Origin of the sequence: Pseudomonas sp. AN-B15 (assembly GCF_019056475.1) — a bacterium.
In the GTDB taxonomy this organism is placed as follows: domain Bacteria; phylum Pseudomonadota; class Gammaproteobacteria; order Pseudomonadales; family Pseudomonadaceae; genus Aquipseudomonas; species Aquipseudomonas parakoreensis.
Map to the genome: position 1 here is coordinate 793,604 of NZ_CP049737.1, position 24,770 is coordinate 818,373.

The 24,770-nt window shown below is 59.8% G+C and carries 19 protein-coding genes, 2 tRNA genes and 1 rRNA gene; 9 read left to right on the forward strand and 13 right to left on the reverse strand.

Annotated elements, in window-relative coordinates; translation table 11 throughout:
• Positions 1–3 precede the first annotated feature (3 nt).
• Positions 4–297, reverse strand: a complete 294-nt coding sequence (locus GTQ41_RS03460) for a putative quinol monooxygenase (RefSeq protein WP_047291087.1) — start codon at positions 295–297, stop codon at positions 4–6.
• 118 nt (positions 298–415) lie between these two features.
• On the opposite strand from GTQ41_RS03460, the gene GTQ41_RS03465 reads away from it, so the two are divergent.
• The 3 genes from GTQ41_RS03465 (at position 416) to GTQ41_RS03475 (ending at position 3,901) form a co-directional block, all read left to right on the forward strand.
• On the forward strand, positions 416–1,345 hold the full coding sequence (locus tag GTQ41_RS03465; protein ID WP_095667623.1) for a LysR family transcriptional regulator: 930 nt from the start codon (positions 416–418) through the stop codon (positions 1,343–1,345).
• Positions 1,346–1,660: 315 nt separating this feature from the next.
• Positions 1,661–2,392, forward strand: coding sequence for a helix-turn-helix transcriptional regulator (locus GTQ41_RS03470; RefSeq protein WP_041067961.1), 732 nt, complete (start codon positions 1,661–1,663; stop codon positions 2,390–2,392).
• Between the two features lie 129 nt (positions 2,393–2,521).
• Positions 2,522–3,901 carry an MFS transporter gene (locus GTQ41_RS03475; protein ID WP_047291089.1) on the forward strand — a complete coding sequence of 460 codons (1,380 nt, stop codon included), beginning with the start codon at positions 2,522–2,524 and terminating at the stop codon, positions 3,899–3,901.
• A 109-nt stretch (positions 3,902–4,010) separates the two neighbouring features.
• On the opposite strand, the gene GTQ41_RS03480 is transcribed toward GTQ41_RS03475, so the two are convergent.
• The 3 genes from GTQ41_RS03480 to GTQ41_RS03490 form a co-directional block, all read right to left on the reverse strand.
• Positions 4,011–4,964: an adenosine deaminase gene (locus GTQ41_RS03480; RefSeq protein WP_047291090.1), complete on the reverse strand. Its 954-nt coding sequence runs from the start codon at positions 4,962–4,964 to the stop codon at positions 4,011–4,013.
• 82 nt (positions 4,965–5,046) lie between these two features.
• The gene (locus tag GTQ41_RS03485; protein WP_047291091.1) at positions 5,047–6,012 is read right to left on the reverse strand and encodes a 2-oxoglutarate and iron-dependent oxygenase domain-containing protein; all 966 of its coding nucleotides are present in this window, start codon (positions 6,010–6,012) and stop codon (positions 5,047–5,049) included.
• 143 nt (positions 6,013–6,155) lie between these two features.
• Positions 6,156–7,229, reverse strand: a complete 1,074-nt coding sequence (locus tag GTQ41_RS03490; RefSeq protein ID WP_047291092.1) for a BMP family ABC transporter substrate-binding protein — start codon at positions 7,227–7,229, stop codon at positions 6,156–6,158.
• Positions 7,230–7,503: 274 nt separating this feature from the next.
• Here GTQ41_RS03490 and GTQ41_RS03495 point away from each other — a divergent pair, with 274 nt between their 5' ends.
• Positions 7,504–8,595, forward strand: a complete 1,092-nt coding sequence (locus tag GTQ41_RS03495) for a calcium:proton antiporter (RefSeq protein ID WP_047291093.1) — start codon at positions 7,504–7,506, stop codon at positions 8,593–8,595.
• A gap of 34 nt (positions 8,596–8,629) precedes the next feature.
• Here the strand turns inward: GTQ41_RS03495 and GTQ41_RS03500 are convergent, their stop codons facing one another.
• The 9 genes from GTQ41_RS03500 to GTQ41_RS03540 all read right to left on the reverse strand — a co-directional run bounded on the left by GTQ41_RS03500 (position 8,630) and on the right by GTQ41_RS03540 (position 19,171).
• Positions 8,630–9,988, reverse strand: a complete 1,359-nt coding sequence (locus tag GTQ41_RS03500; protein WP_047291094.1) for an 8-oxoguanine deaminase — start codon at positions 9,986–9,988, stop codon at positions 8,630–8,632.
• A gap of 247 nt (positions 9,989–10,235) precedes the next feature.
• Positions 10,236–10,922, reverse strand: coding sequence for an SDR family oxidoreductase (locus GTQ41_RS03505; protein ID WP_047291095.1), 687 nt, complete (start codon positions 10,920–10,922; stop codon positions 10,236–10,238).
• Positions 10,923–11,170: 248 nt separating this feature from the next.
• Positions 11,171–12,097, reverse strand: coding sequence for an ABC transporter permease (locus GTQ41_RS03510; RefSeq protein ID WP_003221385.1), 927 nt, complete (start codon positions 12,095–12,097; stop codon positions 11,171–11,173).
• Positions 12,097–13,203, reverse strand: a complete 1,107-nt coding sequence (locus tag GTQ41_RS03515) for an ABC transporter permease (protein WP_047291096.1) — start codon at positions 13,201–13,203, stop codon at positions 12,097–12,099. The genes GTQ41_RS03510 and GTQ41_RS03515 overlap by 1 nt, the downstream gene beginning before the upstream one ends.
• 14 nt (positions 13,204–13,217) lie before the next feature.
• Entirely contained in the window at positions 13,218–14,765 is a 1,548-nt protein-coding gene (locus GTQ41_RS03520; RefSeq protein ID WP_047291097.1) for an ABC transporter ATP-binding protein, read from the reverse strand.
• A 605-nt stretch (positions 14,766–15,370) separates the two neighbouring features.
• A complete protein-coding gene (locus tag GTQ41_RS03525) occupies positions 15,371–15,952 on the reverse strand; it encodes a YigZ family protein (protein WP_047291098.1) in 582 nt (193 codons plus the stop codon).
• Between the two features lie 7 nt (positions 15,953–15,959).
• Positions 15,960–16,610 (reverse strand): TetR/AcrR family transcriptional regulator, encoded by a 651-nt coding sequence (locus tag GTQ41_RS03530; RefSeq protein ID WP_047291099.1) that lies wholly within the window; start codon positions 16,608–16,610, stop codon positions 15,960–15,962.
• A gap of 87 nt (positions 16,611–16,697) precedes the next feature.
• Positions 16,698–18,086 carry a uracil-xanthine permease family protein gene (locus tag GTQ41_RS03535; protein ID WP_047291100.1) on the reverse strand — a complete coding sequence of 463 codons (1,389 nt, stop codon included), beginning with the start codon at positions 18,084–18,086 and terminating at the stop codon, positions 16,698–16,700.
• A gap of 164 nt (positions 18,087–18,250) precedes the next feature.
• Positions 18,251–19,171 (reverse strand): LysR family transcriptional regulator, encoded by a 921-nt coding sequence (locus GTQ41_RS03540; protein ID WP_007968115.1) that lies wholly within the window; start codon positions 19,169–19,171, stop codon positions 18,251–18,253.
• A gap of 139 nt (positions 19,172–19,310) precedes the next feature.
• Between GTQ41_RS03540 and GTQ41_RS03545 the strand changes: the two genes are divergently transcribed.
• From GTQ41_RS03545 to GTQ41_RS03565, 5 genes are all read left to right on the forward strand, one after another.
• A complete protein-coding gene (locus GTQ41_RS03545; protein WP_041067922.1) occupies positions 19,311–20,660 on the forward strand; it encodes an aspartate aminotransferase family protein in 1,350 nt (449 codons plus the stop codon).
• A gap of 75 nt (positions 20,661–20,735) precedes the next feature.
• Positions 20,736–22,229 carry a CoA-acylating methylmalonate-semialdehyde dehydrogenase gene (locus tag GTQ41_RS03550; protein ID WP_041067919.1) on the forward strand — a complete coding sequence of 498 codons (1,494 nt, stop codon included), beginning with the start codon at positions 20,736–20,738 and terminating at the stop codon, positions 22,227–22,229.
• A gap of 629 nt (positions 22,230–22,858) precedes the next feature.
• Positions 22,859–24,395 (forward strand): 16S ribosomal RNA (locus tag GTQ41_RS03555).
• A gap of 124 nt (positions 24,396–24,519) precedes the next feature.
• A tRNA-Ile gene (locus tag GTQ41_RS03560) sits at positions 24,520–24,596 on the forward strand.
• A 9-nt stretch (positions 24,597–24,605) separates the two neighbouring features.
• Positions 24,606–24,681: transfer RNA gene (locus GTQ41_RS03565), tRNA-Ala, on the forward strand.
• Positions 24,682–24,770: the final 89 nt, after the last annotated feature.

Sequence of the window (24,770 nt, forward strand, 5' to 3'; positions counted from 1 at the left end):
GGCTCAGGCGATGCTGCCCAGGCGTTTCAATTGGAAGTGTTCGATACAGTCGCCGGCTGTGGCCTGGAAATTCCGGAAGTGCGCGCTGGCGTTGTGCGCCTGGAGGATTTCTTCGCTGGCCCAGTGTTCGATCACATAGAAAGTCAGCGGGTCGGCGAGGTCGCGGTGCAGGTCGTACTGGCCGCAGCCTTCCTCGGCGCGGCTCGGCGCAACCAGTGCGCACAGAGCGTTTTCGAGGGTGTCCTGCTGACCGGGTTTAGCGATCAGGGTGGCGATGGCGGTGAATGCTTGGGACATGTTTGGCTCCAGTCGCGGGATAAATGGGCTTGGGCCAATCATTGGCTATTTCTCGGCGCGATAAAACCGGCTAAAAGAGCAGTCTCTTTCAATTTTATTTTGATAATCGAGGCTGAGAATGCTGCGTTTCGACGATTTACAGTTGTTCGTTCGCGCTGCAGACCTGGGCAGTCTGTCGGCAGCCGCGCGGGTGATGGACATGTCTGCCGCGGTGGCCAGCGCCGCGCTCAAGCGTATCGAACAGCAACTGGGCGTGCGCTTGCTGGCGCGTTCGACCCGCAGCCTGCGCCTGACCGCCGAGGGCGAAGGCTTTCTCGAATATGCCCGGGCCGCGCTCGGTTCGCTGGACGAGGGCCGGCGCTTTCTCTCCAGCGCGCAGGATCAGGTCAGCGGCATCCTGCAGTTATCGGCGCCTTCGGATTTCGGGCGTAACCTGCTGTTGCCGTGGCTCGACGAGTTTCAGCGCGAGCACCCGAAGCTGACCGTGCGGCTGTTGCTCGGTGACCGTATCGCCGACCTGTTCCGCCAGCCAGTGGACATCGCCCTGCGCTACGGCGAACCGGAAGATTCGAGTCTGGTGGCCCTGCCCATCGCCCCGGACAATCGCCGCGTGCTCTGCGCCTCGCCGGCCTACCTGGCGCGCCACGGCGAGCCGCGTCAGCTCGAACAATTGGCGCAGCACAATTGCCTGCTGTACATGCTCGGCAGCCGCGTGCATGACCATTGGAGTTTTCATGACGGCAAGCGCGAAGTCGGCCTGACGGTCAGTGGCGATCGCTTCAGTGATGACGCCGACGTCGTACGGTTGTGGGCGGTGGCGGGGGCGGGTATTGCCTATAAATCGTGGCTCGATGTCGGCACCGATGTCCTTGCCGGACGCCTCAAAGTGTTGCTGCCGGAGCTTCTCTGCGAGCGTGCTCCGCTGAATCTGTTGTGCGCCCATCGCGCGCAATTGAGTAAGCCGGTAAACCTTTTAAGGGAAATGCTCGCCAGCCGATGCGTCGAATTGAGTAGTCAATTTCCCCATTTCCCGAAAGTTGATCATTAGTCGCAGGCAATTAGCGAAATTTCACTCAGGAACTATCACCATTCGTGTCAGGCACGGCGCAGGAAGCAGCGTGCATCCCGCTTATACTAGCGACCGCCTCAAACCTGCACCGACAACCGGCCAGGGCAGAATCAGGCGATTTTTCCAGGACCGTGCCTGCGCCATACAAACGCTGTGAACACACCATCGACGGGTGTGGCAGTGCTGACCTGGCTTGCACCGGCTCATGGCGTTTTACCCGTCTTGGCCGACGACACATTACTGGTCAAGATGTCTTCGAGCAGTAGACGATACGATTCAACAGGGAGTGAATACATGGAACATGCACCTTGCATCAGCCAGATCGCCACGCTGCTGGCCGACCCCAAGCGCAGCGCGATGATGTGGGCGTTGATGGATGGCTCGGCCCGCCAGACCGAGGAGCTGGCGCTGCTGGCAGGGCTGTCGCCGTCGTCGGCCAGTGCGCATCTGGGGCGTTTGTCCGCGGGTGGCCTGTTGAAAGTCGAGGTCCGTGGACGCAAGCGCTTCTTCCGCCTGGCGGCTCCGGAAATCGCAGCCGCCATTGAAGCTCTGGCCAGTGCCACGATCGCCAGTGCGCCGCGGGACGTTCCTCACGTATTCAAACGCTCGACGCCGATCAACAATCCACGAACCGCGCCGTCCTCGCTGCTGCGTGCGCGCTTTTGCGACGATCATTTGGGCGGCACGCTGGCCGCCGATCTGTACCAGCGTTTGCTCGATGCCGGTTGGATCGAACAGATCGAGCAGCGGGTCGTGGTGACGCTCAAAGGCTCGACGCAGCTGGCAAATCGCGGGGTGTTCATTCAGGCCCTGGCTCATCGCAAGGCCCAGGTGGCGTGTGCCTGTCCGGACTGGAGCGAACGCCGTCCGCATCTGGGCGGTTCACTGGGCGCCGCGTTGCTGCAATTGTTCATGCAGTCCGGCTGGCTGGTGCTGCCCAAGGATTCTCGCGCATTGCAAGTCACGCCGGCCGGACAGCGGGAAATCCACTGTTTCGCCAAGGAAGTCGAGCTGGAACTGGCGTAATAGAGCATTCGCCGGTCAATACTTCGGGGCTTGCGTCGTCTGTGACTGCGAACAGGTCGTATCCAGAAAAAGCGTTGAGGCGTTATCGCGCACACTCGGTCCGCACACTTCGTGGATGGGGGATGAGGTATGGATACGCGAAACTTCAGCGCGGCAGAACGCCTGGAACGTCTGCCGCTCAGCGGTTATCACCGGGTCATTTTCATCATCATCGCCTTGGCGTTCTTTTTCGATTCCATGGACCTGGCCATGATGACGTTCCTGCTCGGCTCGATCAAAAGCGAGTTTGGCCTGAGCAGTGCACAAGCCGGCCTGCTCGCCAGTTCGAGTTTTTTCGGGATGGTGCTGGGGGCATCGCTGTCGGGCATGCTCGCCGACCGCTTCGGGCGCAAACCGGTGTTTCAGTGGAGCATCGTGCTGTGGGGCGTGGCCAGTTATCTGTGTTCGACCGCGCAAACGGTCGAGAGCCTGACGCTGTTCCGCATCCTGCTGGGGATCGGCATGGGCATGGAGTTTCCCATTGCGCAGTCGATGCTCTCGGAGCTGATCCCGGCGCAACGGCGCGGTCGCTACATCGCATTGATGGACGGTTTCTGGCCATTGGGTTTTGTCGCTGCCGGCGTACTGTCTTACTTCCTGCTGCCGTTGATTGGCTGGCGCGATATCTTCCTGGTGTTGGCGGTACCGGCGGTGTTTGTGCTGGCGATCCGTTTTTTCATTCCCGAATCACCGCGCTGGCTGGAGCAGGCCGGACGTCCCGCAGCGGCGGACAAGGTCCTCGGCGCCATCGAGGCACGGGTGCGCACGTCTCTTGGCGTTGCGACATTACCTGAGCCGGTGCGCCTGCCAAGGACAGTGACGCCCCCGGGCAACTTCTTCTCGGCCCTGCAGCAGATCTGGTCGCCGCAATACCGCCAGCGCACGACGATGATCTGGAGCCTGTGGTTTTTCGCCCTACTCGGTTTTTACGGACTGACGTCGTGGCTCAGTGCCTTGTTGCAGCAGTCGGGTTTCGCCGTGACCCAGTCGGTGTATTACACCGTGCTGATTTCACTGGGCGGGATTCCCGGGTTTCTGATGGCGGCGTGGCTGGTGGAACGCTGGGGGCGTAAACCGGTGTGCATCGTCACTCTGCTGGGCGGCGGGGTGATGGCGTTCATCTACGGCCAGAGTGCGGTGTTTGGTGGCAATGTCGCGCTGCTGATCGGCTCGGGATTGTTGATGCAGTTTTTCCTGTTCGGCATGTGGGCGGTGCTCTACACCTACACGCCGGAGTTGTACCCGACTTCGGCGCGCGCCACAGGTTCGGGCTTTGCCTCGGCGATTGGCCGTGTCGGCTCGTTGCTCGGACCGCTGGTGACCGGATTGGTGTTCCCGATTACCGGGCAGGGCGGGGTGTTTGCGCTGGGGGCGCTGTGCTTTGCGATTGCGGCGGGGGTGGTGTGGCTGTTCGGGATGGAGACGCGGGGCAAGACGCTGGAAGAGCTTACAGAGTCGACACCGGTGTAAATGTGGGAGCGAGCCTGCTCGCGAAAGCCGAGTGTCAGACAACTCAAACTGTGACTGACAAGAAGCCTTCGCGAGCAGGCTCGCTCCCACATCGGTTATGCGGTGTTGCTTACGGTTTTACCAGGCGCGCATCCAGGCTGTTCTGCGCCAGGCGCTTGGCCTGATCCTGAGTCATGCCCAGGTGTTCGTGCAGCGCGTGGAAGTTCTCGGTGACGTAACCGCCGAAGTACGCCGGGTCATCCGAGTTGACGGTGACCTTCACTCCACGCTCGAGCATGTCGAGGATGTTGTGCTTCGACATGTGATCGAACACGCAGAGTTTGGTGTTCGACAGCGGGCACACGGTCAGCGGGATCTGCTCGTCGATGATCCGCTGCATCAGGCGCTCGTCTTCGATGGCGCGTACGCCATGGTCGATACGCTGGATTTTCAGCAGGTCGATGGCTTCCCAGATGTACTCGGGCGGGCCTTCTTCACCGGCGTGGGCGACGGTCAGGAAGCCTTCGTGGCGGGCGCGGTCGAACACACGCTGGAACTTGCTTGGCGGGTGACCCATCTCCGAGCTGTCGAGGCCGACGGCGACAAACGCATCACGGAACGGCAGCGCCTGATCCAGCGTTTTCTGTGCTTCGTCTTCGCTCAGGTGGCGCAGGAAGCTCAGGATCAAACCGCTGGTGATGCCCAGTTGCTGCTCGCCATCCTTGAGTGCCGCTGCGATGCCGTTGAGCACGACTTCAAACGGGATGCCGCGGTCGGTGTGGGTCTGCGGGTCGAAGAACGGTTCGGTGTGAATCACGTTCTGCGCTTTGCAGCGCAGCAGGTAGGCCCAGGTCAGGTCGTAGAAGTCCTGCGAGGTGCGCAGCACGTCGGCGCCCTGGTAATACAGGTCGAGGAATTCCTGCAGGTTGTTGAAGGCGTAAGCCTTGCGCAGGGTTTCGACATCGCTCCACGGCAGGGCGATCTTGTTGCGTTCGGCCAGGGCGAACAGCAGCTCGGGCTCCAGCGAGCCTTCCAGATGCAGGTGCAGTTCAGCCTTGGGCAGGGCGTTGAGCCAATCGTACATATTCTTTTCTCATCAGGTGCAGATGGCGGCCATTCTACAGATGCGCGCCGAAACAATTGGCAAAACCTGACCAAGCGATCCATCACACTGCTTGCGGCTCGCGCCGATAGGCGTAGGTATCGGCGAAGCGCGACAGCAGGAATTCGGCGCAGGTGGTGGTCGGATATTTCGCCGGATGCTGTGCGTCCTGGCAACCGGGCAGGCATTCGATATGGGTGTCCGGGTGCGGCTCGGCGAAGAACGGCATCGAATAGCGATCCACTCCCAGCGGACTGATGACCCGGTGCGGCGTCGAGCGATAACGGTCGTTGCTCCAGCGCGCCATCATGTCGCCGAGGTTGACCACGAAGGTGCCGTCAATCGGTGGCGCGTCGATCCATTCACCGTTGATGTTCTTCACTTGCAGGCCGCCGGCGCTGTCCTGGTAGAGCAGGGTGATGCAGCCGTAATCGGTGTGCGCTCCGGCGCCTTGCTGTTCGGCGCTGCTGGCGGTGTGGCGCGGTGGGTAGTGGATCATCCGCAGCACGCTGACCGGTTCAACGAAGCGCGAGTCGAAGAAGTCGCGTTCGATCCCCAGCGCAATCGTCATCGCCCGCAGCAGGGTTTGCGCGAGGGCCTGCATGTCGAGGTAGTGCTGCTCCATCAGCGCTTCCCAGCCCGCTTGCGCCGGATGGCGATTCGGCCCGCGCAGCGGTTTTTCCGCGAGCACGTCGGGATGATCCGCCGGCAGGTGCAGGCCCATGTCGAAGGTTTCCTTGAGGTCGCTGGGTTTGTCCGGGTCGAGCTGTTCGGTGGCGATGGCGCCGTAGCCGCGATGGTGGCGGGTCCGGGTGATGTCGATCCGCAGTTTTTCTTCTGCCGGTTGCGCAAAAAAACGCTTGGCGTGGTCGAGCAGCGAGTCGATGCGCTGCGCGGAAATCGGGTGGCCCTTGATGTAGAAAAAGCCCCATTCGCGGCAGGCCTGGTCGATCTGCGCGGCGACGGCGGGCCAGGCGTTTTGGTCGGTGGAATAGAGCGGGCTGATGTCGATGACCGGAAGCTGATCCATACACAATCCTTGAGAACGCTGAAGATCAAATGTGGGAGCTGGCTTGCCAGCGATAGCGGTCTGACAGGCAACAATGATGTTGAATGTGAGGACCCCATCGCTGGCAAGCCAGCTCCCACGGGGACGATGCAAGTTTGAAGAGATTACTTCGGCATCTCGGCCTTCATGCCTTCAACGTAGTAGTTCATCGACGCCAGTTCGGCATTGGTTGCGCTCACCCCGGCAGGGATTTTCTCCACGCCGGCCTGATCCTTGATCGGCCCGGTGAACGGTTGCAGCGCACCGCTCTTGATGTCAGCGATGATCTGTTCGGCCTCGGCTTTCACTGGTGCCGGCACCAGCTCGCTGATCGGCAGTTCAACCGTGCCTTCTTTCAGCCCGCCCCAGTAATCCTGGGATTTCCAGCTGTGGTCGATCACACTTTGGGTCGCTTGAATGTAATGCGGCGCCCAGTCATTGACGATCGAAGTCAGCACCGCTTTCGGGCCGAAGTGCGCCATGTCCGAGGCGTAACCCACGGCGTACACGCCACGCCGTTCAGCGGCCTGGATCGGCGCCGGGCTGTCGGTGTGCTGGAACACCACGTCCACGCCCTGATCGATCAGCGCGTTGGCGGCATCGGCTTCCTTGCCCGGGTCAAACCACGAGTTGACCCACACCACTTTGATTTCAGTGCCGGGGTTGTACTTGTTCAGCGCCAACTGGATCGCGTTGATGTCGCGGATCACTTCCGGAATCGGGAACGAGGCGACGTAGCCGATTTTCTTGGTCTTGGTCATTTTCGCCGCGAGGAAACCGCCGACATAACGCCCCTCGTAGGTGCGCGCCAGATAGGTGCCGAGGTTCTTGTCCTGCTTGTAGCCGGTGGCGTGTTCGAAGGTCACTTTGGGAAATTGCCTGGCGACTTTCAGCGTCGGGTTCATGTAGCCGAACGAGGTGGTGAAGATCAGGTCGTAGTTGTCCTTGGCCATGTTGCGGATCACCCGCTCGGCGTCGGCGCCCTCGGCCACATTCTCAACGTAATTGGTGGTGATCTGCGCGCCGAATTTCTCCGCCAGCGCCTTGCGCCCCTGTTCATGCTGATACGTCCAGCCGTGGTCGCCGATCGGGCCGATGTAGACGAAACCGACCTTCAGCGGATCGGCAGCGCTGGCGCTCAGGCTGATCCCCAGACCGATGGCGGCGCACAGCAGTTTGTGCAGCGGACGTATTTGCATGAATTCGAACTCCATTTTGTTGTGTGTGGTCAGGGGCAATGCAAATTGCTGACCAAAAGGACAACAAAGCAAAAGATCGCAGCCTGCGGCAGCTCCTACAGGGGAATGGGAAACCTGTAGGAGCTGCCGCAGGCTGCGATCTTTTCTGCGCCGGAACCAACGCAGTGCAAGTCAGCGGATTCACGCTATCGGCTGGTGCGCTAAGGTGTAACGAAACGTTAGCGCCGCGCCGCAGTCAGTAGCTCATTCGAACCTCTCGGCAAAAAGGCCCGTCATGCTCACGATCCTCAAGCAAGAAAGCTTTCTGCTGCTGGCGGTGATTGCCGCGTGCATCGCCTATCCGCTGGAACACTGGATGCTCCATAGCGGCCAGATTGTCGCGTTGATTTCTGGCCTGGTATTGATCGCGTTCATCGTCGCTGCCTCGATGCGCGTTGCCCATCATGCCGAACTGCTCGCCGAAAAAGTCGGCGACCCCTACGGCACGATGATCCTGACCCTCGCTGCAGTGCTGGTAGAGGTGGTGATCCTGGCGATCATGATGAGCAACGAAGCGTCTGCCACGCTGGTGCGTGACACGATCTATTCGGCGGTGATGCTCGACATCAACGGCATCCTTGGCCTCGCCGCGCTGATGGGGGGACTCAAGCACGGCGAGCAGTCGTACAACGATGATTCGGCACGCAGCTACAGCGTGATGATCCTCACCGCCATGGGCGTGTCGATGGTGGTGCCGGAGTTCATTCCGGCGGCCAACTGGAAGGTTTATTCAGCGTTCACCATCGGTGCGATGGTGGTGCTTTACGCGTTGTTCCTGCGCATGCAGGTCGGCCCGCACAGTTACTTTTTCAGCTACAGCTACCCGGATAAACGCCGCAAGAAAGAACCGGTGGAAAATGAACCGAAACCGCTGAGCCTGGCGTGGTCGGTCGGCATTCTGGTGTTCGGCGTGGTGGTGATCGGCGCACTGGCCGAAGTGATGTCCAAGACCCTCGATCTGGGCCTGGAAGGCACGGGCGCACCGCCGGTGATCACGGCGATTCTGGTGGCGGCGATTTCCGCAGCGCCGGAAATTCTGACGGCGTTGCGTGCCGCGTTGGCCAATCGCATGCAGTCGGTGGTGAACATTGCGATGGGCGCGTCACTGTCGACGGTGATTTTGACCGTGCCGGTGATGGAGGCGATGGCGCTGTACACCGGCCAGCCGTTTCAAATGGCGATGACCCCGGTGCAGACGGTGATGATCTTCATCACGCTGATCGTCAGTGCGATCAACCTGAATGATGGCGAAACCAATGCCATCGAGGGCATGACCCACTTTGTGCTGTTTGCGACGTTTATCATGCTGTCGCTGTTGGGTCTCTAAGCCCACCACAGCTCCTACAGGGTTCTTTATTGGATCAGGTCCCGGCGATCAACTGCCGAGCCGCCTGGCTGTGATCGGCGATCAGGCCTTTCAGATCCAGTCCTTCAACCTGGCCATCAATCACCCGCCACTGGCCACCAATCATCACCCGATCGGCACGATCGGCACCGCACAGCAACAGCGCCGAAATCGGATCATGGCTCCCCGAGAAACGCAGCTCATCGAGCTTGAACAACGCCAGGTCCGCCTGCTTGCCCACCGCCAGTTCACCAATGTCGGTACGCCCCAACAGGCTCGCCGAGCCTTTGGTTGCCCAGCCGAGCACGCGTTCCGGGGTGATCTTCTCGGCGCCGTAACGCAGACGCTGGATGTACAACGCCTGCCGCGCTTCGAGGATCATGTTCGACGCATCGTTGGAGGCCGAACCGTCCACACCCAGACCGAACAGCGCGCCGGCATCGGTCAGATCGATGCTCGGGCAGATGCCGGAAGCCAGGCGCATGTTCGAACTCGGGCAATGGCAGATACCGGTGCCGGCCTGACCGAGGCGAGCGATTTCGTCCGGGTTGAAGTGGATGCCGTGGGCCAGCCAGGTGCGCGGGCCGAGCCAGCCGACGCTGTCCAGATAATCCACGGTGCGCAGGCCGAAACGCTGCAGGCAGAAATCCTCTTCGTCGAGGGTTTCGGCCAGATGGGTGTGCAGGCGCACATCGAGTTTGTCCGCCAGTTCGGCGCTGGCCGACATGATTTCCGGGGTCACCGAAAACGGCGAGCAAGGCGCCAGAGCGATCTGGATTTGCGCACCGTCGCCGCGCTCGTGGTACTCGTGAATCAGGCGCTGACTGTCGTCGAGAATCACCTGACCTTCCTGCACGGTCTGCTGCGGTGGCAGGCCGCCGTCCTTCTCGCCGAGGCTCATCGAACCGCGCGTGAGCATGGCGCGCATGCCCAGTTCACGCACGGTGTCGACTTGCACGTCGATGGCGTTTTCCAGACCGTCCGGGAACAGGTAATGGTGGTCGGCGGCGGTGGTGCAACCCGACAGCAGCAATTCAGCCAAAGCCACTTTCGTCGCGAGGGCGAGTTTTTCCGGGGTCAGCCGCGCCCACACCGGATACAGGGTTTTCAACCACGGGAACAATGGCTGATTGACCACCGGCGCCCAGGCGCGAGTCAGGGTTTGATAGAAGTGGTGATGGGTGTTGATCAGGCCCGGCAGGATCACATGCTCGCGGGCATCGAACACTTCAGTGCACGGCGCGGACGGTTGCTGACCGGCTGCCAGCACTTCGACGATCACGCCGTCTTGCAGCACCAGACCGCCACGGGCATCGAGCGCGTTGGCTGTGAATATGGCGAGGGGATTTTTTAACCAGGTACGGGTCGCAGGCATTGTGGCCGGCTCCTCTGAAAGTGGGGTTCAGGGTTGCCAGCTCAGTGTTGCCCTGTCTGCTGATCCAGGGTCGCCGCGATGGACGAGCTGCGCAGTTTCAAACAAATCGCGACAGCGGGCAAGCCCAACCCGACAAGCCAACACATCACCCTCTGTAGGAGCTGCCGCAGGCTGCGATCTTTTGATCTTGTTTTTTACAATCAAAAGATCGCAGCCTGCGGCAGCCCCTACAGGTGGTTTTCAGTGCTTACCAGGGAATGGTTTCGCCCTTGTAGTTGATGAAGTAATGCCCACCCTTGCCGGTATACGCATTCACCTGATCAATCAGCCCACGGGTGCTGGTCTCGACATCCAGGTCAGCACCTTCACCGCCCATGTCCGTCTTTACCCAGCCCGGATGCAGCGACAGCACGGTGAGTTTCTGCTCGCCCAACTGGGTGACAAAACTGTTGGTCATGGAGTTCAGCGCAGCCTTGCTGGCCTTGTACAGCGCCAGCTCCGGCGCGTCCGGTACGGTCACGCTGCCCAGACCGGAACTCATGAACGCCAGCACGCCGCTGCCATCGCGGATTTGCCCGACGAAGCGTTGCGCGAGGTTGATCGGCGCCACGGCGTTGGTGAAGAACAACTGGCCGACTTCAGCCAGGGGCGCGCCGCCCGGGGTTTGCACTTCCGGGCCTTTGACCCCGGCGTTGACGAACAGCAGGTCGAAAGTCTCGCCCTTGAGCTGTTGGCTCAGGGCGATCACTGCTTGCTGATCGTCCATGTCGAGTTTCTCGATCCGCACCTTGCCCAGCGCTTGCAGCGCCTCGGCCTTTTGCGGATTGCGCACGGTGGCGGTCACTTGCCAGCCGTCGGCCAGCAGGGTTTTCACCAGCCCGAGGCCCAAGCCGCGGGAGGCGCCGATGATCAGTGCGTGTTTTGCCTGGGACATGACGGAATTCCTTGAAAGTTACGGTTCACGGATTCAATGGACACGCCTGACCGAGTCGTTGTTGCAACGCTCGTCGCAGCACATCGAACCGGCTCTCAAAAGAGCTGTTGACCCCGGAGCATACTCCAGGCTTTAGCATGCTTGCTTCTCAAATTCGCAGGCCGCTCAGCGGTGCTCGCACATCATCTAGACAACACCGCCAATGTGGGAGCTGGCATGCCAGCGATGAGGCCAGTGACATCACCACCCTAATGCCCGGCCTGCCACGGTTGCCCCAACGACACCGGCGCATACAACCGAGTCCGCACCGCATCGCGCGACAACAGCACCAACACCACAATCGTCGCCACATACGGCAGCATCGCCAGCAGACTCGACGGAATCGCCAGCCCCAAGCCCTGCGCCACCAGGTGCAGGATGCTGGCGAGTCCGAACAGGTAAGCCCCGAGCAACAGCCGCCACACGCGCCAACTGGCAAACACCACCAGCGCCAGGGCAATCCAGCCGCGTCCGGCGGTCATGTTCTCGGCCCACATCGGCGTGTAAGCCAGGGACAGATAGGCTCCGGCCAGACCGGCCATCGCCCCGCCAAACAGCACCGCCAGAGTGCGCACGGTCAGTACCGGCAGGCCCATCGCACTGGCCGCGTCCGGGTTCTCGCCGACTGCCTGAATGATCAAGCCGACACGGCTTTTGATGATCACCCACGCCACCAGCGCAAACAGCGCGAACGACAGATACACCAGCAGATCCTGGGCAAACAGCATGCGGCCGATCAGCGGAATCTCACTCAAGTACGGAATCGCCAACGGTTCGAATCCAGCCAGTGGCTTGCCGACCCATGCTGCGCCAACGAAGGTCGACAGGCCCACGCCGAAGATCGTCAGCGCCAGCCCGGTCGCCACCTGATTGGCATTGAACACCAGCGCCACCAAGGCAAACAGCGACGACAGCAGCATCCCCGCAAGCATCGCCAACAACACGCCGAGCCACAGGTTGCCGCTGTTGAGGGCGACGATAAAACCGATCACCGCGCCAAACAGCATCATCCCTTCCTGGCCGAGGTTGAGCACGCCGCTCTTTTCGCAGATCAGCTCACCCAGCGCCACCAACAACAGTGGCGTGCCGCAGCGCACCATGGCGTAGAAAATATTGCTCAGCAGATCGATATCCATCACAGCGCTCCGGCGGTTACGGCGGTGGTCGAGGTGCGCCGTGCCCAGCGCAGTTTCAGGCGTGGCCGATAGAGAATCAGCACGTCGCAGGCCAGCAGGAAAAACAGCATCATTCCCTGGAACAACTGGCTGATCGCTTGCGGCAGGTTGAGGGTCATTTGCGCGCTTTCGCCGCCGATGTACAGCAGCGCCATCAGCAGGCTGGAGAACAGAATCCCGATCGGGTTCAACCGCCCGAGAAACGCCACGGTAATCGCTGCATAGCCGTAACCCGGCGAGACTTGCGGCACCAATTGCCCAATCGGCCCGGTCACTTCGCAGACCCCGGCCAGCCCGGCCAAACCGCCGCTGATCAACAGCGCGAGCCAGATCAGGCGTTTCTCGCGAAAGCCGACAAACCCCGCCGCACGTTTATCCAGACCGAGCACTTTGATCTGAAAACCGACGAAGCTTTTCTGCAACAACACCCACACCGCGACCAGCGCAAGCAAAGCGAAATACACCCCGGCATGCACCCGACCATCCTCCATCAGAAGCGGCAGGCGACTGGCGTCGCCGAACATCGCCGACTCGGGAAAGTTGTAGCCGGCCGGATCCTTCAGCGGCCCGTGCACGCAGAACAGCAACAGGTTCAGTGCGATGTAGTTGAGCATGATGCTGGTGAGGATTTCGTTGGCGTTGAAACGCGTGCGCAACCACGCCGTCAGGCCGGCCCAGGCGGCACCGGCGAAAGTGCCGGTGAGCAGGATCAGCACCAGTGCCCATTGGCTTTGCATATCGATGATGTTCACCGCCAACGCACTGCCGGCGAGCGCGCCGAACAGCAACTGACCTTCAGCGCCGATGTTCCAGATCCGTGCTTGATACGCCACGGCCAGACCGAGTGCGCAAAGCAGGATCGGCAGCGCCTTGACCAACAGTTCGGAGACGCCATACAGGTCGCTGATCGGCGCGATCAACAGCGTGTGCAGGGTTTGCAGCGGGTCATGGCCGAGGGCAATGAACAGCAGCGAGCCGCAACCCAATGTCAGCAGCGCCGCCAGCAACGGCGAGCACCACAGCATCAGGCGCGATTGCTGGCCACGGGGTTCGAGGGAAAGCAACATAGGGGGAAACTCCGTCAAAGCGTGGCCGATGAAGGCGCGTCGTTGAATTGCCCGGCCATCCAGCCGCCGACGTCACTCAGCAGGCTGTCGGTGGTGTTTCGCAGCGGTGACAGACGCCCCGCGCACAGGGCGCCGAGGCGGTCGCTGATCTGGAACAGTTCGTCGAGGTCTTCGGAAATCACCAGAATCGCCGCGCCGGCATCGCGCAGGGCAATCAGCGCGCGGTGAATGGTCGCGGCGGCGCCCACGTCCACGCCCCAGGTCGGGTGCGCGGCGATCAGCAGTTTCGGTTGCTGGAGGATTTCCCGGCCAAGAATGAATTTCTGCAGATTGCCGCCGGAGAGACTGCGCGCGGCGCTCTGGCTATCGGGCGTTTTCACCCCGAAGCGCTGAATGATCTGTTGGGCGAGGGTTTCGACTTTGCCGCGCTTGATCAAACCGTTGCTGACCAGCCCTTGTTGAAAAGCCGTGAGCAAGGCGTTGTCGGCCAGGCTCAATTCCGGCACCGCGCCATGGCCCAGGCGTTCTGCCGGGACGAACGCCAGTCCGAGTTGGCGCCGCGCATCCGGGCGCAAAGTGGCGACCGCTTGCCCGGCAAAACAAATCGATGTCGCGCTGTCGCGGGGCAGGGTTTGCTCGCCGCTGAGCAGCGCCAGCAATTCATCCTGGCCATTGCCCGCGACCCCGGCGATACCGACGATTTCGCCGCTGCGTACTTGCAGGCTGATGTCGCTCAACGAGCAGCCGAACGGATCGGGGTTGTGCCAGCTCAAGCCGTTGACCTGCAAGTACGCCGCGCCACCGCTGACCTTCGGATATTCGCCGATCAGTGCCGCCGCTTCGCCGACCATCATCTGCGCCAACTGCTGATCCGAGCATTCGGCCGGCACGCAATGCCCGGCGACCCGCCCGCCACGCAAAACCGTGGCGCTATGACACAGCGCGCGCACTTCCGCGAGTTTGTGACTGATAAACAGGATGCTGCAGCCCTCGGCGGCGAGACGGCGCAGGGTGATGAACAATTCGTCGGCCTCTTGCGGTGTCAGCACCGACGTCGGCTCGTCGAGAATCAGCAAGCGAATGTCCTGCATCAGGCAACGAATGATCTCCACCCGTTGCCGCTCGCCGATAGACAGGCTGTGGACAAGTCGCTCCGGCTCCAGCGCCATGCCGTAGCGGCGCGATACGTCGGCAATTGTCGGCTCCAGTTGTTTCGGCGTGCCGGCCGTGGCGCCCATTGCCAAGGCAATGTTCTGCGCGACGCTGAGGGTTTCGAACAGCGAGAAATGCTGGAACACCATGCCGATCCCCAACTGCCGGGCCTGCGCCGGATTGCGAATATTCACCCGCTGACCTTGCCAGAGCATTTCGCCGGCATCGGCCTGGGTCACGCCGTAGATGATCTTCATCAGCGTGCTTTTGCCCGCGCCGTTCTCACCGAGCAGGGCGTGGATTTCTCCGGGCGCGATGCTCAGGTCGATGGCGTCATTGGCCAGACAACCGGGGTAGCGTTTGCTGATCTGGCGCAGTTGCAGGCGCGGCGTTGAATCTGGGCTTGGCATGACAGGCTCGACTGGCTTGGAGTTGTGCCTGTGGATAAAGCAATTTCCTGGCCATTGAGTCAGGAACCTTGGCGGCCCTCGTACGGCAACGGTTGCTGTAGAGCGTCGAAGGGCAAATGTTCGGGAGGTACGGCACCATTTGAGAGCAAAGCCGTTGATCAGGCTCCAGTTTTGCCCGTAGGCAACTGATCAAAAAACGAGCAAATGCGTGGGGCCTATGCAGACCCTGCGACTGCGCCAGCCATGAACGGGTTATCCACAGGTTGCTCCACAGTATTTGTGTGCAATTGGGAATCCTTGGCATAAGCGCAGCGGTGCTATCTTCCATTGGTGATAAACAGCGCTAACTATTTGTTTTTACGCGGGATTAGTCTTTTTTCAGGTGCAGTGGACGAAAAATGAGCAAATCGCGCAAAGCCACGTGACAGAAGGGTTACAGCGGAATGTACTCAGGTTATCCACAGTCGGGTGCACAGCGGATGTGGGCAACTCCGTGGAATAAGCAGATTGTGGGCTGCCCTAAAAGATCGCAGCCTTCGGCAGCTGCTACAGGGAAGCGCTAAATCCTGTGTAGGAGCTGCCGAAGGCTGCGATCTTTTGCTCATCTAACGTTGCAGCACAATCCGCCCACGACTCAAATCCGCCAACTGCGTTTGCAGCAACTCGATCTGCGCCTCACCCACCGCCAACTGCAACTCAACACCATTGGCAGTGAAGTTTTCTTCCACGACCAAACCACCCAGGTCCGCCACCCGCAGCTTCATCAGCGCCAGCTCGGCAAAGCCGCAGGCACAACTGAGCGGCACACGGCTGATCAACTCGACTTTCGCCGCCGCTTGCAGGCACTTGTTCGCGCCGCCGCCATAGGCCCGGGCCAAACCGCCAGTGCCCAGTTGAATGCCGCCATACCAGCGGATCACCAGCACTGCGACCTGATCGCAATCCTGCGCCTCAATGGCTGCCAGAATCGGCCGTCCGGCAGTGCCGCCGGGTTCGCCATCGTCGTTGCTGCGGTATTGCGCACCGAGTTTCCACGCCCAGCAGTTATGCGAGGCATTCAGGTCGCTGTGTTGTTCGAAGAACGCCTGCGCGTCAGCGGGGCTGGCGATCGGCGCGGCGAAGGTGATGAAGCGGCTCTTGCGAATCTCTTCGCGGTCCTCGCAAAAACCGCTGAGGGTGAAAGGCATAAACGTCTTAAACAGTCGGGGTGAGGCCGCAGCCTTTGAGAATGATGCGGATCAGGTTGTTGCCGGCGTCTTCCATGTCCTGCTTGGTCAACTTGCTGCGACCGCTGACGCGACAGATCTGCGTGGCGAAGTCGGCGTAATGCTGGGTGCTGCCCCACAGCAGGAAAATCAGGTGCACCGGATCCACCGGGTCCATTTTGCCCGCATCGATCCACGCCTGAAATACGGCCGCGCGCCCCTGAAACCAGGCGCGGTAATCCTGGTTGAAATACTCGGTCAGGCACTCGCCGCCGCTGATCACTTCCATCGCAAAGATGCGCGAGGCCTGCGGCTGACGGCGGGAGAATTCCATCTTGGCGCGAATATAGCGGGTCAGCGCTTCGGCTGGATCGTCATCGGCGGTCAGGGTATTGAAGGTGCTGTCCCACAGCTCGATGATGTTGCTCAGCACCGCCACGTACAACCCAAGCTTGTTGGTGAAGTAGTAATGCAGGTTTGCCTTGGGCAGCCCGGCATTCTGCGCAATGGTGTTCATGCTGGTGCCTTTGTACCCGTGACGGGCGAACTCGTCTTCGGCGGCTTTGAGGATGGTCTCTTCGTTCTTCTGACGAATGCGGCTGGCGGGTTTGCCGCCATGGGCTGGGACTTCAAAGGTCATAGGCACTTCCGGTTTGTCTGTGGGTGCAACCAGTTGCGTTGATAACGCACCCACAGGCATCCGACAAGTCCTGATGCAATAAAACCGTTACGCCTGTTCGATCTTGTTCAACGATGCGCCGGATTCGACGGTCGAGGTTTTCGCCTCCGGCAGCAACAGGCAGAGGATGATCGCGGTCAGGCCACCGCTGGTAATTGCCGAGTCGAACAGGTTCTGCACCAGTTTCGGCAACAGGTGCAGCAGGTTTGGTTGCGCGGCAATGCCCAGGCCGACGCCGAGCGAGGTGGCGATGATCAGCATGCTGCGGCGGTCCAGCGGCGATTGCGCGAGAATCCGCACCCCGGCTGCGGCGACGCTGCCGAACATCACCAGGGTGGCGCCACCGAGCACCGGTTTCGGGATCTGCTGCAGCACCGCGCCGATCATGGGGAACAGGCCGAGACAAAACAGAATCGCGCCGATGTACAGCCCGACATAGCGGCTGGCCACGCCGGTCAACTGAATCACGCCGTTGTTCTGCGCGAACGTAGTGTTGGGGAAGGCGCTGAAGGTGGCGGCGATCATGCAGCTCACGCCGTCGCCGAGTACGCCGCCGCGCAAACGGCTTATATAAGAAGGGCCGCTGATCGGCTGACGGGCGAGCATGCAATTGGCCGTGAGGTCACCGACGGTTTCGATGGTGCTGATCAGATAAATCAGCGCGACCGGCAGGAACGCCGTCCAGTCGAAGCTGAATCCGAACTTGAATGGCGTAGGAAGGCTGACCAGCGGCGAGTCAGGCAATGCCTGCGAGACCAGTTTCCCGCTGAACCACGCGGCCAGACTGCCGAGCAGCAGTCCGATAATGATTGCCGACAGCCGCACCCACGGCGTGTTCGAGCGGTTGAGCAGGATGATCGTCAGCAACACGAACACCCCCAGCGCGAGATTGCCCGGTGCACCGAAGTCCGGAGCATTGAAACCACCGCCCAGATCGGTGATGCCGACCTTGATCAGGCTGATGCCGATCAGAGTAATGACGATCCCGGTCACCAGCGGCGTGACAACCCGGCGCAACTGACCGATGAAACGGCTGAGGACGATCTGCACCACGGCGCCGAAAAAGCACACGCCGAAAATCATCGCCAGAATGTCCTCCGGACTACCACCGCGCTGCTTGACCAGAAAACCGGCCGACAGCACTGCGCCGAGGAAGGCGAAACTGGTGCCCTGCAAACAGATCATCCCGGCGCCGATGCCGAACGGCCGCCGCGCTTGAATAAAGGTGCCGACCCCGGAAACCATCAACGCCATACTGATGAGATACGGCAAGTGCGCGGTCAAGCCGAGAGCCGAGCCGATCACCAGCGGCGGGGTGATGATGCCGACGAAACTGGCGAGCACGTGTTGCAGGGCGGCGAGGATAGCTGCCGGTGGTTTTGGGCGGTCATCGAGGCCGTAGATCAGGTCGCTGGACGATTCGGTATCTGGCTGCATGGATTTGGCTTCTTGTTCAGGGATCGAGTTCACCCTTCACTGCAAAAACCTGTCCACTTGCTCAGCTTTCTGCGTGTACACCTTCCAATGTAGGAGCTGCCGAAGGCTGCGATCCTTTGATCTTGCTGTTCCAGGCCGGAGCGGTAGATTCTGGATTTACATTTTCAACGCGTCGCCGCCAGGCTCTCCAGAAAGCTCTCCAGCACCAAATGAGGGCGCCGCCCCTTGCGCGTGACCGATGCGAGACTCAAATCATAAAAACGCGTCGTCGATTTCAGCGCCCGCAAGCGCCCTTGCTGCACCCACAGACTGGCGTAGTGATCCGGCAGATAACCGATATAACGCCCGGTCAGAATCAGAAACGCCATGCCCTCACGGTCGGAAGCGCTGGCGGTGCAATTGAGCGCCTGGTAATGCGCCTGAATCTCCGCCGGCAAACGGAACGTTGGCGCAATCGCGTCCTGACTGTTCAGGCGTTCGTCATCCAGTTGCTTGTCATCGACATAAAACAGCGGATGACCCACCGCGCAGTAAAGCAGCGAGCGCTCGCTGTACAACGGTTGATACTCCAGCCCCGACAGCGCACTGGCCTGCGGCACCACGCCGACATGCAGGCGGCCGTCGAGCACGCCTTGTTCGACTTCGTTGGGGGCGATCATGCGGATCTGGATCTGCACGTCCGGCCCGCGCTCCTTCAATTGAGCGAGGGCATGGGTGATGCGCATGTGGGGCAGGGTGACGAGGTTGTCGGTCAGGCCGATGATCAGTTCGCCGCGCAGGTGCTGGTGCAATCCATTGACCTCGGTGCGGAAACTTTCCAGCGCACTTAATAGTTGCAGCGCCGATTGATAAACCTCGCGGCCCTCTTCGGTCAACGAGAATCCGGCGCGGCCACGTTGGCACAGACGCAGGCCGAGACGCTGTTCCAGATCGCTCATTTGCTGGCTGATCGCCGAGCGCCCGATGCCGAGCACGGTTTCCGCTGCCGAGAAGCCGCCGCACTCCACTACGCTGCGGAAAATCCGCAGCAGGCGAATATCAAAATCACTGACCTGGGCCAGCGGATCGGGGCGACGACTGCTCATGCTGTTGTTCTCATTGTTTAGCAGGTTTCTAACTGAAGGTTAGAAAAGTTGGATTTCATCGACTTTATCCGCGTGGCAACTTAGCTGCAACAACGCTTTTTTATCTCCCTGATGCTTATGCCCTGCGAGGTTTTGCCCGATGAACATGCCTGAAAACGCGCCGTCGCCACTGGCCAGCCAACTGAAGCTGGACGCGCACTGGATGCCGTACACCGCCAACCGCAACTTCCAGCGCGATCCGCGTCTGATCGTGGGTGCCGAAGGCAGCTGGCTGTTCGATGACAAGGGCCGCAAGATCTACGATTCGCTGTCCGGTCTGTGGACCTGCGGCGCCGGGCATACCCGCAAGGAAATCCAGGAAGCGGTCGCCAAGCAACTGGGCACCCTCGATTACTCGCCGGGCTTCCAGTACGGCCATCCGCTGTCATTCCAACTGGCGGAAAAAATCACTGATCTGACCCCGGGCAACCTGAACCACGTGTTCTTCACCGACTCCGGCTCCGAGTGTGCCGACACCGCGGTGAAAATGGTCCGTGCCTACTGGCGTCTGAAAGGTCAGTCGACCAAGACCAAAATGATCGGCCGTGCCCGCGGTTATCACGGCGTGAACATCGCCGGCACCAGCCTCGGCGGCGTCAACGGCAACCGCAAACTGTTCGGTCAGGCGATGATGGATGTAGATCACCTGCCGCACACGCTGCTGGCCAGCAACGCATTTTCCCGTGGCATGCCGGAGCAGGGCGGTATCGCTCTGGCCGATGAGCTGCTGAAGTTGATCGAACTGCACGACGCTTCGAACATCGCGGCGGTCTTCGTTGAGCCAATGGCCGGTTCCGCTGGCGTACTGGTTCCACCGCAGGGTTACCTGAAGCGTCTGCGCGAGATCTGCGATCAGCACAACATCCTGCTGGTGTTCGACGAAGTGATCACCGGTTTCGGCCGTACCGGTTCGATGTTCGGTGCCGAGAGCTTTGGCGTGACCCCGGACCTGATGTGCATCGCCAAGCAAGTCACCAACGGCGCGATTCCGATGGGCGCAGTGATTGCCAGCTCCGAGATCTACCAGACCTTCATGAATCAGCCGACTCCGGAATACGCCGTGGAATTCCCCCACGGCTACACCTACTCGGCGCACCCGGTGGCATGCGCCGCTGGCCTGGCGGCACTCGACCTGCTGCAAAAGGAAAACCTCGTGCAGAGCGTGGCCGAAGTCGCGCCACATTTCGAAAATGCCCTGCACGGCCTGAAAGGTTCGAAGAACGTCATCGATATCCGTAACTACGGCCTGGCCGGTGCGATCCAGATCGCGGCTCGTGACGGCGACGCCATCGTGCGTCCGTTCGAAGCCGGTATGGCCCTGTGGAAAGCCGGGTTCTACGTACGCTTCGGCGGCGACACCCTGCAGTTCGGCCCAACCTTCAACAGCAAGCCGCAAGACCTTGATCGTCTGTTCGACGCGGTTGGCGAAGTGCTGAACAAGCTCGACTGATTTTCCCTCTATATATACCTGCGAATAACAGGCGCCCCATTCGGGCGTCTGTACACAAGAATTCAGGAGTTTTCGATGAGCGTTATCCCGCATTTGATCAATGGCGAACTGGTGACCGAGAACGGTCGCGCGGTTGATGTGTTCAACCCGTCCACCGGTCAGGCGATCCACAAGCTGCCATTGGCCACCCGCGAAACCATTCAACACGCGATCGACGCCGCCAAGGCTGCGTTCCCGGCATGGCGCAACACCCCGCCGGCCAAACGTGCCCAGGTGATGTTCCGCTTCAAGCAACTGCTGGAGCAGAACGAAGCGCGCATCTCGCAATTGATCAGCGAAGAACACGGCAAGACCCTCGAGGACGCCGCCGGTGAACTCAAGCGCGGTATCGAGAACGTCGAGTTCGCCTGCGCCGCCCCGGAAATCCTCAAGGGCGAGTACAGCCGCAACGTCGGCCCGAACATTGACGCCTGGTCGGACTTCCAGCCGCTGGGTGTGGTTGCCGGTATCACGCCGTTCAACTTTCCGGCGATGGTGCCGCTGTGGATGTACCCGCTGGCGATCGTCTGCGGCAACTGCTTCATCCTCAAACCCTCCGAGCGTGACCCGAGCTCGACGCTGCTGATCGCCCAACTGCTGCTGGAAGCCGGTTTGCCGAAAGGCGTGCTGAGTGTGGTGCATGGCGACAAGACTGCGGTGGACGCGCTGATCGAAGCACCGGAAGTCAAAGCGCTGAGCTTTGTCGGCTCGACGCCGATTGCCGAATACATCTACGCCGAAGGTACCAAGCGCGGCAAGCGTGTTCAGGCGCTGGGCGGGGCGAAGAACCACGCGGTATTGATGCCGGACGCGGATCTGGACAACGCAGTCAGCGCATTGATGGGCGCGGCTTACGGTTCGTGCGGTGAGCGCTGCATGGCGATTTCGGTCGCGGTGTGTGTCGGCGATCAGGTGGCGGATGCGCTGGTGGCAAAACTGGTTCCACAGATCAAGGCGCTGAAAATCGGTGCCGGCACTTCGTGTGGGCTGGACATGGGGCCACTGGTGACCGGTCAGGCGCGGGACAAGGTCAGCGGCTATGTCGATGACGGCGTAGCAGCGGGCGCGACCCTGGTGGTCGACGGTCGCGGCTTGAGCATTCCAGGTAACGAAGAGGGCTTCTTCCTCGGCGGCTGCCTGTTCGACAACGTCACCCCTGAAATGCGCATCTATAAGGAAGAGATCTTCGGACCCGTGTTGTGCGTGGTTCGCGTGAACAGCCTGGAAGAGGCGATGAAGCTGATCAACGATCACGAATACGGTAATGGCACCTGCATCTTCACCCGTGACGGTGAAGCGGCGCGTCTGTTCTGTGACGAGATTGAAGTCGGCATGGTCGGCGTCAACGTACCACTGCCGGTACCGGTGGCTTACCACAGCTTCGGTGGCTGGAAGCGTTCGCTGTTCGGCGACCTTCATGCTTATGGCCCGGACGGTGTGCGCTTCTATACCCGTCGCAAGGCCATCACTCAGCGCTGGCCGCAGCGTGCGAGCCATGAAGCTTCGCAATTCGCTTTCCCTAGCTTGTAAGTAGAAGGGAATGACGAAGGCCGACCCTTGAGGTCGGCCTTCGTGTTTTCGGGTGTTTTTGACCGATATGACAGAAATATGAAAAAAGCGGTTGACGGCAGATTCTGGAGGTCTATAATTCGCCCCACTTCCGGCGCAGTCGAAACGGAAAACTCCTTGAGATTCAACGAGTTACGCAGTTTTCGACGGCAGATCGCTTCAGTTCATCGAAGCCTGGAAGGAGTTGAAGGAGCGGTGATGTTTGGCTCTTTTGACGGTTCGGTCTTCTCGGTCGAAAGCGGTGAAAAAGAGGTGTTGACAGCAGCGTGTAACGCTGTAGAATTCGCCTCCCGCTAACGAGAGATCGGAAGCGCAAGTGGTTGAAGTTGTTGAAGAATTCTTCGAAAACTTCTGAAAATAATCACTTGACAGCAAATGAGGCTGCTGTAGAATGCGCGCCTCGGTTGAGACGAAAGATCTTAACCAACCGCTCTTTAACAACTGAATCAAGCAATTCGTGTGGGTGCTTGTGGAGTCAGACTGGTAGTCAACAAGATTATCAGCATCACAAGTTACTCCGCGAGAAATCAAAGATGTAACCAACGATTGCTGAGCCAAGTTTAGGGTTTCTTAAAAACCCAAAGATGTTTGAACTGAAGAGTTTGATCATGGCTCAGATTGAACGCTGGCGGCAGGCCTAACACATGCAAGTCGAGCGGATGAGAGGAGCTTGCTCCTGGATTCAGCGGCGGACGGGTGAGTAATGCCTAGGAATCTGCCTGGTAGTGGGGGACAACGTTTCGAAAGGAACGCTAATACCGCATACGTCCTACGGGAGAAAGCAGGGGACCTTCGGGCCTTGCGCTATCAGATGAGCCTAGGTCGGATTAGCTAGTTGGTGAGGTAATGGCTCACCAAGGCGACGATCCGTAACTGGTCTGAGAGGATGATCAGTCACACTGGAACTGAGACACGGTCCAGACTCCTACGGGAGGCAGCAGTGGGGAATATTGGACAATGGGCGAAAGCCTGATCCAGCCATGCCGCGTGTGTGAAGAAGGTCTTCGGATTGTAAAGCACTTTAAGTTGGGAGGAAGGGTTGTAGATTAATACTCTGCAATTTTGACGTTACCGACAGAATAAGCACCGGCTAACTCTGTGCCAGCAGCCGCGGTAATACAGAGGGTGCAAGCGTTAATCGGAATTACTGGGCGTAAAGCGCGCGTAGGTGGTTTGTTAAGTTGGATGTGAAATCCCCGGGCTCAACCTGGGAACTGCATCCAAAACTGGCAAGCTAGAGTATGGTAGAGGGTGGTGGAATTTCCTGTGTAGCGGTGAAATGCGTAGATATAGGAAGGAACACCAGTGGCGAAGGCGACCACCTGGACTGATACTGACACTGAGGTGCGAAAGCGTGGGGAGCAAACAGGATTAGATACCCTGGTAGTCCACGCCGTAAACGATGTCAACTAGCCGTTGGGAGCCTTGAGCTCTTAGTGGCGCAGCTAACGCATTAAGTTGACCGCCTGGGGAGTACGGCCGCAAGGTTAAAACTCAAATGAATTGACGGGGGCCCGCACAAGCGGTGGAGCATGTGGTTTAATTCGAAGCAACGCGAAGAACCTTACCAGGCCTTGACATCCAATGAACTTTCCAGAGATGGATTGGTGCCTTCGGGAACATTGAGACAGGTGCTGCATGGCTGTCGTCAGCTCGTGTCGTGAGATGTTGGGTTAAGTCCCGTAACGAGCGCAACCCTTGTCCTTAGTTACCAGCACGTTATGGTGGGCACTCTAAGGAGACTGCCGGTGACAAACCGGAGGAAGGTGGGGATGACGTCAAGTCATCATGGCCCTTACGGCCTGGGCTACACACGTGCTACAATGGTCGGTACAGAGGGTTGCCAAGCCGCGAGGTGGAGCTAATCCCACAAAACCGATCGTAGTCCGGATCGCAGTCTGCAACTCGACTGCGTGAAGTCGGAATCGCTAGTAATCGCGAATCAGAATGTCGCGGTGAATACGTTCCCGGGCCTTGTACACACCGCCCGTCACACCATGGGAGTGGGTTGCACCAGAAGTAGCTAGTCTAACCTTCGGGAGGACGGTTACCACGGTGTGATTCATGACTGGGGTGAAGTCGTAACAAGGTAGCCGTAGGGGAACCTGCGGCTGGATCACCTCCTTAATCGACGACATCAGCTGCTCCATAAGTTCCCACACGAATTGCTTGATTCATTGAAGAAGACGATAGAAGCAGCTTTAAGCTCCAAGCTGATAGCTCTGAGCTAATCAGTTACGCGCTCGAAATTGGGTCTGTAGCTCAGTTGGTTAGAGCGCACCCCTGATAAGGGTGAGGTCGGCAGTTCGAATCTGCCCAGACCCACCAATTTTGTATGGGGCCATAGCTCAGCTGGGAGAGCGCCTGCCTTGCACGCAGGAGGTCAGCGGTTCGATCCCGCTTGGCTCCACCATTAACTGCTTCTACTTGTTAGAGCTTAGAAATGAATATTCCGGCGTGAATATTGATTTCTAGTCTTTGATTAGATCGTTCTTTAAAAAT

What these genes read in the sequence shown, in the direction of transcription:
- GTQ41_RS03485 (WP_047291091.1), bottom strand. Translation starts at nt 6,012, where the DNA reads ATGGATCAGCTTCCGGTCATCGACATCAGCCCGCTCTATTCCACCGAC.
- GTQ41_RS03490 (WP_047291092.1), bottom strand. Translation starts at nt 7,229, where the DNA reads ATGCAAATACGTCCGCTGCACAAACTGCTGTGCGCCGCCATCGGTCTG.
- GTQ41_RS03550 (WP_041067919.1), top strand. Translation starts at nt 20,736, where the DNA reads ATGAGCGTTATCCCGCATTTGATCAATGGCGAACTGGTGACCGAGAAC.
- GTQ41_RS03540 (WP_007968115.1), bottom strand. Translation starts at nt 19,171, where the DNA reads ATGAGCAGTCGTCGCCCCGATCCGCTGGCCCAGGTCAGTGATTTTGAT.
- GTQ41_RS03510 (WP_003221385.1), bottom strand. Translation starts at nt 12,097, where the DNA reads ATGGATATCGATCTGCTGAGCAATATTTTCTACGCCATGGTGCGCTGC.
- GTQ41_RS03475 (WP_047291089.1), top strand. Translation starts at nt 2,522, where the DNA reads ATGGATACGCGAAACTTCAGCGCGGCAGAACGCCTGGAACGTCTGCCG.
- GTQ41_RS03500 (WP_047291094.1), bottom strand. Translation starts at nt 9,988, where the DNA reads ATGCCTGCGACCCGTACCTGGTTAAAAAATCCCCTCGCCATATTCACA.
- GTQ41_RS03525 (WP_047291098.1), bottom strand. Translation starts at nt 15,952, where the DNA reads ATGCCTTTCACCCTCAGCGGTTTTTGCGAGGACCGCGAAGAGATTCGC.
- GTQ41_RS03460 (WP_047291087.1), bottom strand. Translation starts at nt 297, where the DNA reads ATGTCCCAAGCATTCACCGCCATCGCCACCCTGATCGCTAAACCCGGT.
- GTQ41_RS03520 (WP_047291097.1), bottom strand. Translation starts at nt 14,765, where the DNA reads ATGCCAAGCCCAGATTCAACGCCGCGCCTGCAACTGCGCCAGATCAGC.
- GTQ41_RS03480 (WP_047291090.1), bottom strand. Translation starts at nt 4,964, where the DNA reads ATGTACGATTGGCTCAACGCCCTGCCCAAGGCTGAACTGCACCTGCAT.
- GTQ41_RS03545 (WP_041067922.1), top strand. Translation starts at nt 19,311, where the DNA reads ATGAACATGCCTGAAAACGCGCCGTCGCCACTGGCCAGCCAACTGAAG.
- GTQ41_RS03495 (WP_047291093.1), top strand. Translation starts at nt 7,504, where the DNA reads ATGCTCACGATCCTCAAGCAAGAAAGCTTTCTGCTGCTGGCGGTGATT.
- GTQ41_RS03465 (WP_095667623.1), top strand. Translation starts at nt 416, where the DNA reads ATGCTGCGTTTCGACGATTTACAGTTGTTCGTTCGCGCTGCAGACCTG.
- GTQ41_RS03535 (WP_047291100.1), bottom strand. Translation starts at nt 18,086, where the DNA reads ATGCAGCCAGATACCGAATCGTCCAGCGACCTGATCTACGGCCTCGAT.
- GTQ41_RS03530 (WP_047291099.1), bottom strand. Translation starts at nt 16,610, where the DNA reads ATGACCTTTGAAGTCCCAGCCCATGGCGGCAAACCCGCCAGCCGCATT.
- GTQ41_RS03470 (WP_041067961.1), top strand. Translation starts at nt 1,661, where the DNA reads ATGGAACATGCACCTTGCATCAGCCAGATCGCCACGCTGCTGGCCGAC.
- GTQ41_RS03515 (WP_047291096.1), bottom strand. Translation starts at nt 13,203, where the DNA reads ATGTTGCTTTCCCTCGAACCCCGTGGCCAGCAATCGCGCCTGATGCTG.
- GTQ41_RS03505 (WP_047291095.1), bottom strand. Translation starts at nt 10,922, where the DNA reads ATGTCCCAGGCAAAACACGCACTGATCATCGGCGCCTCCCGCGGCTTG.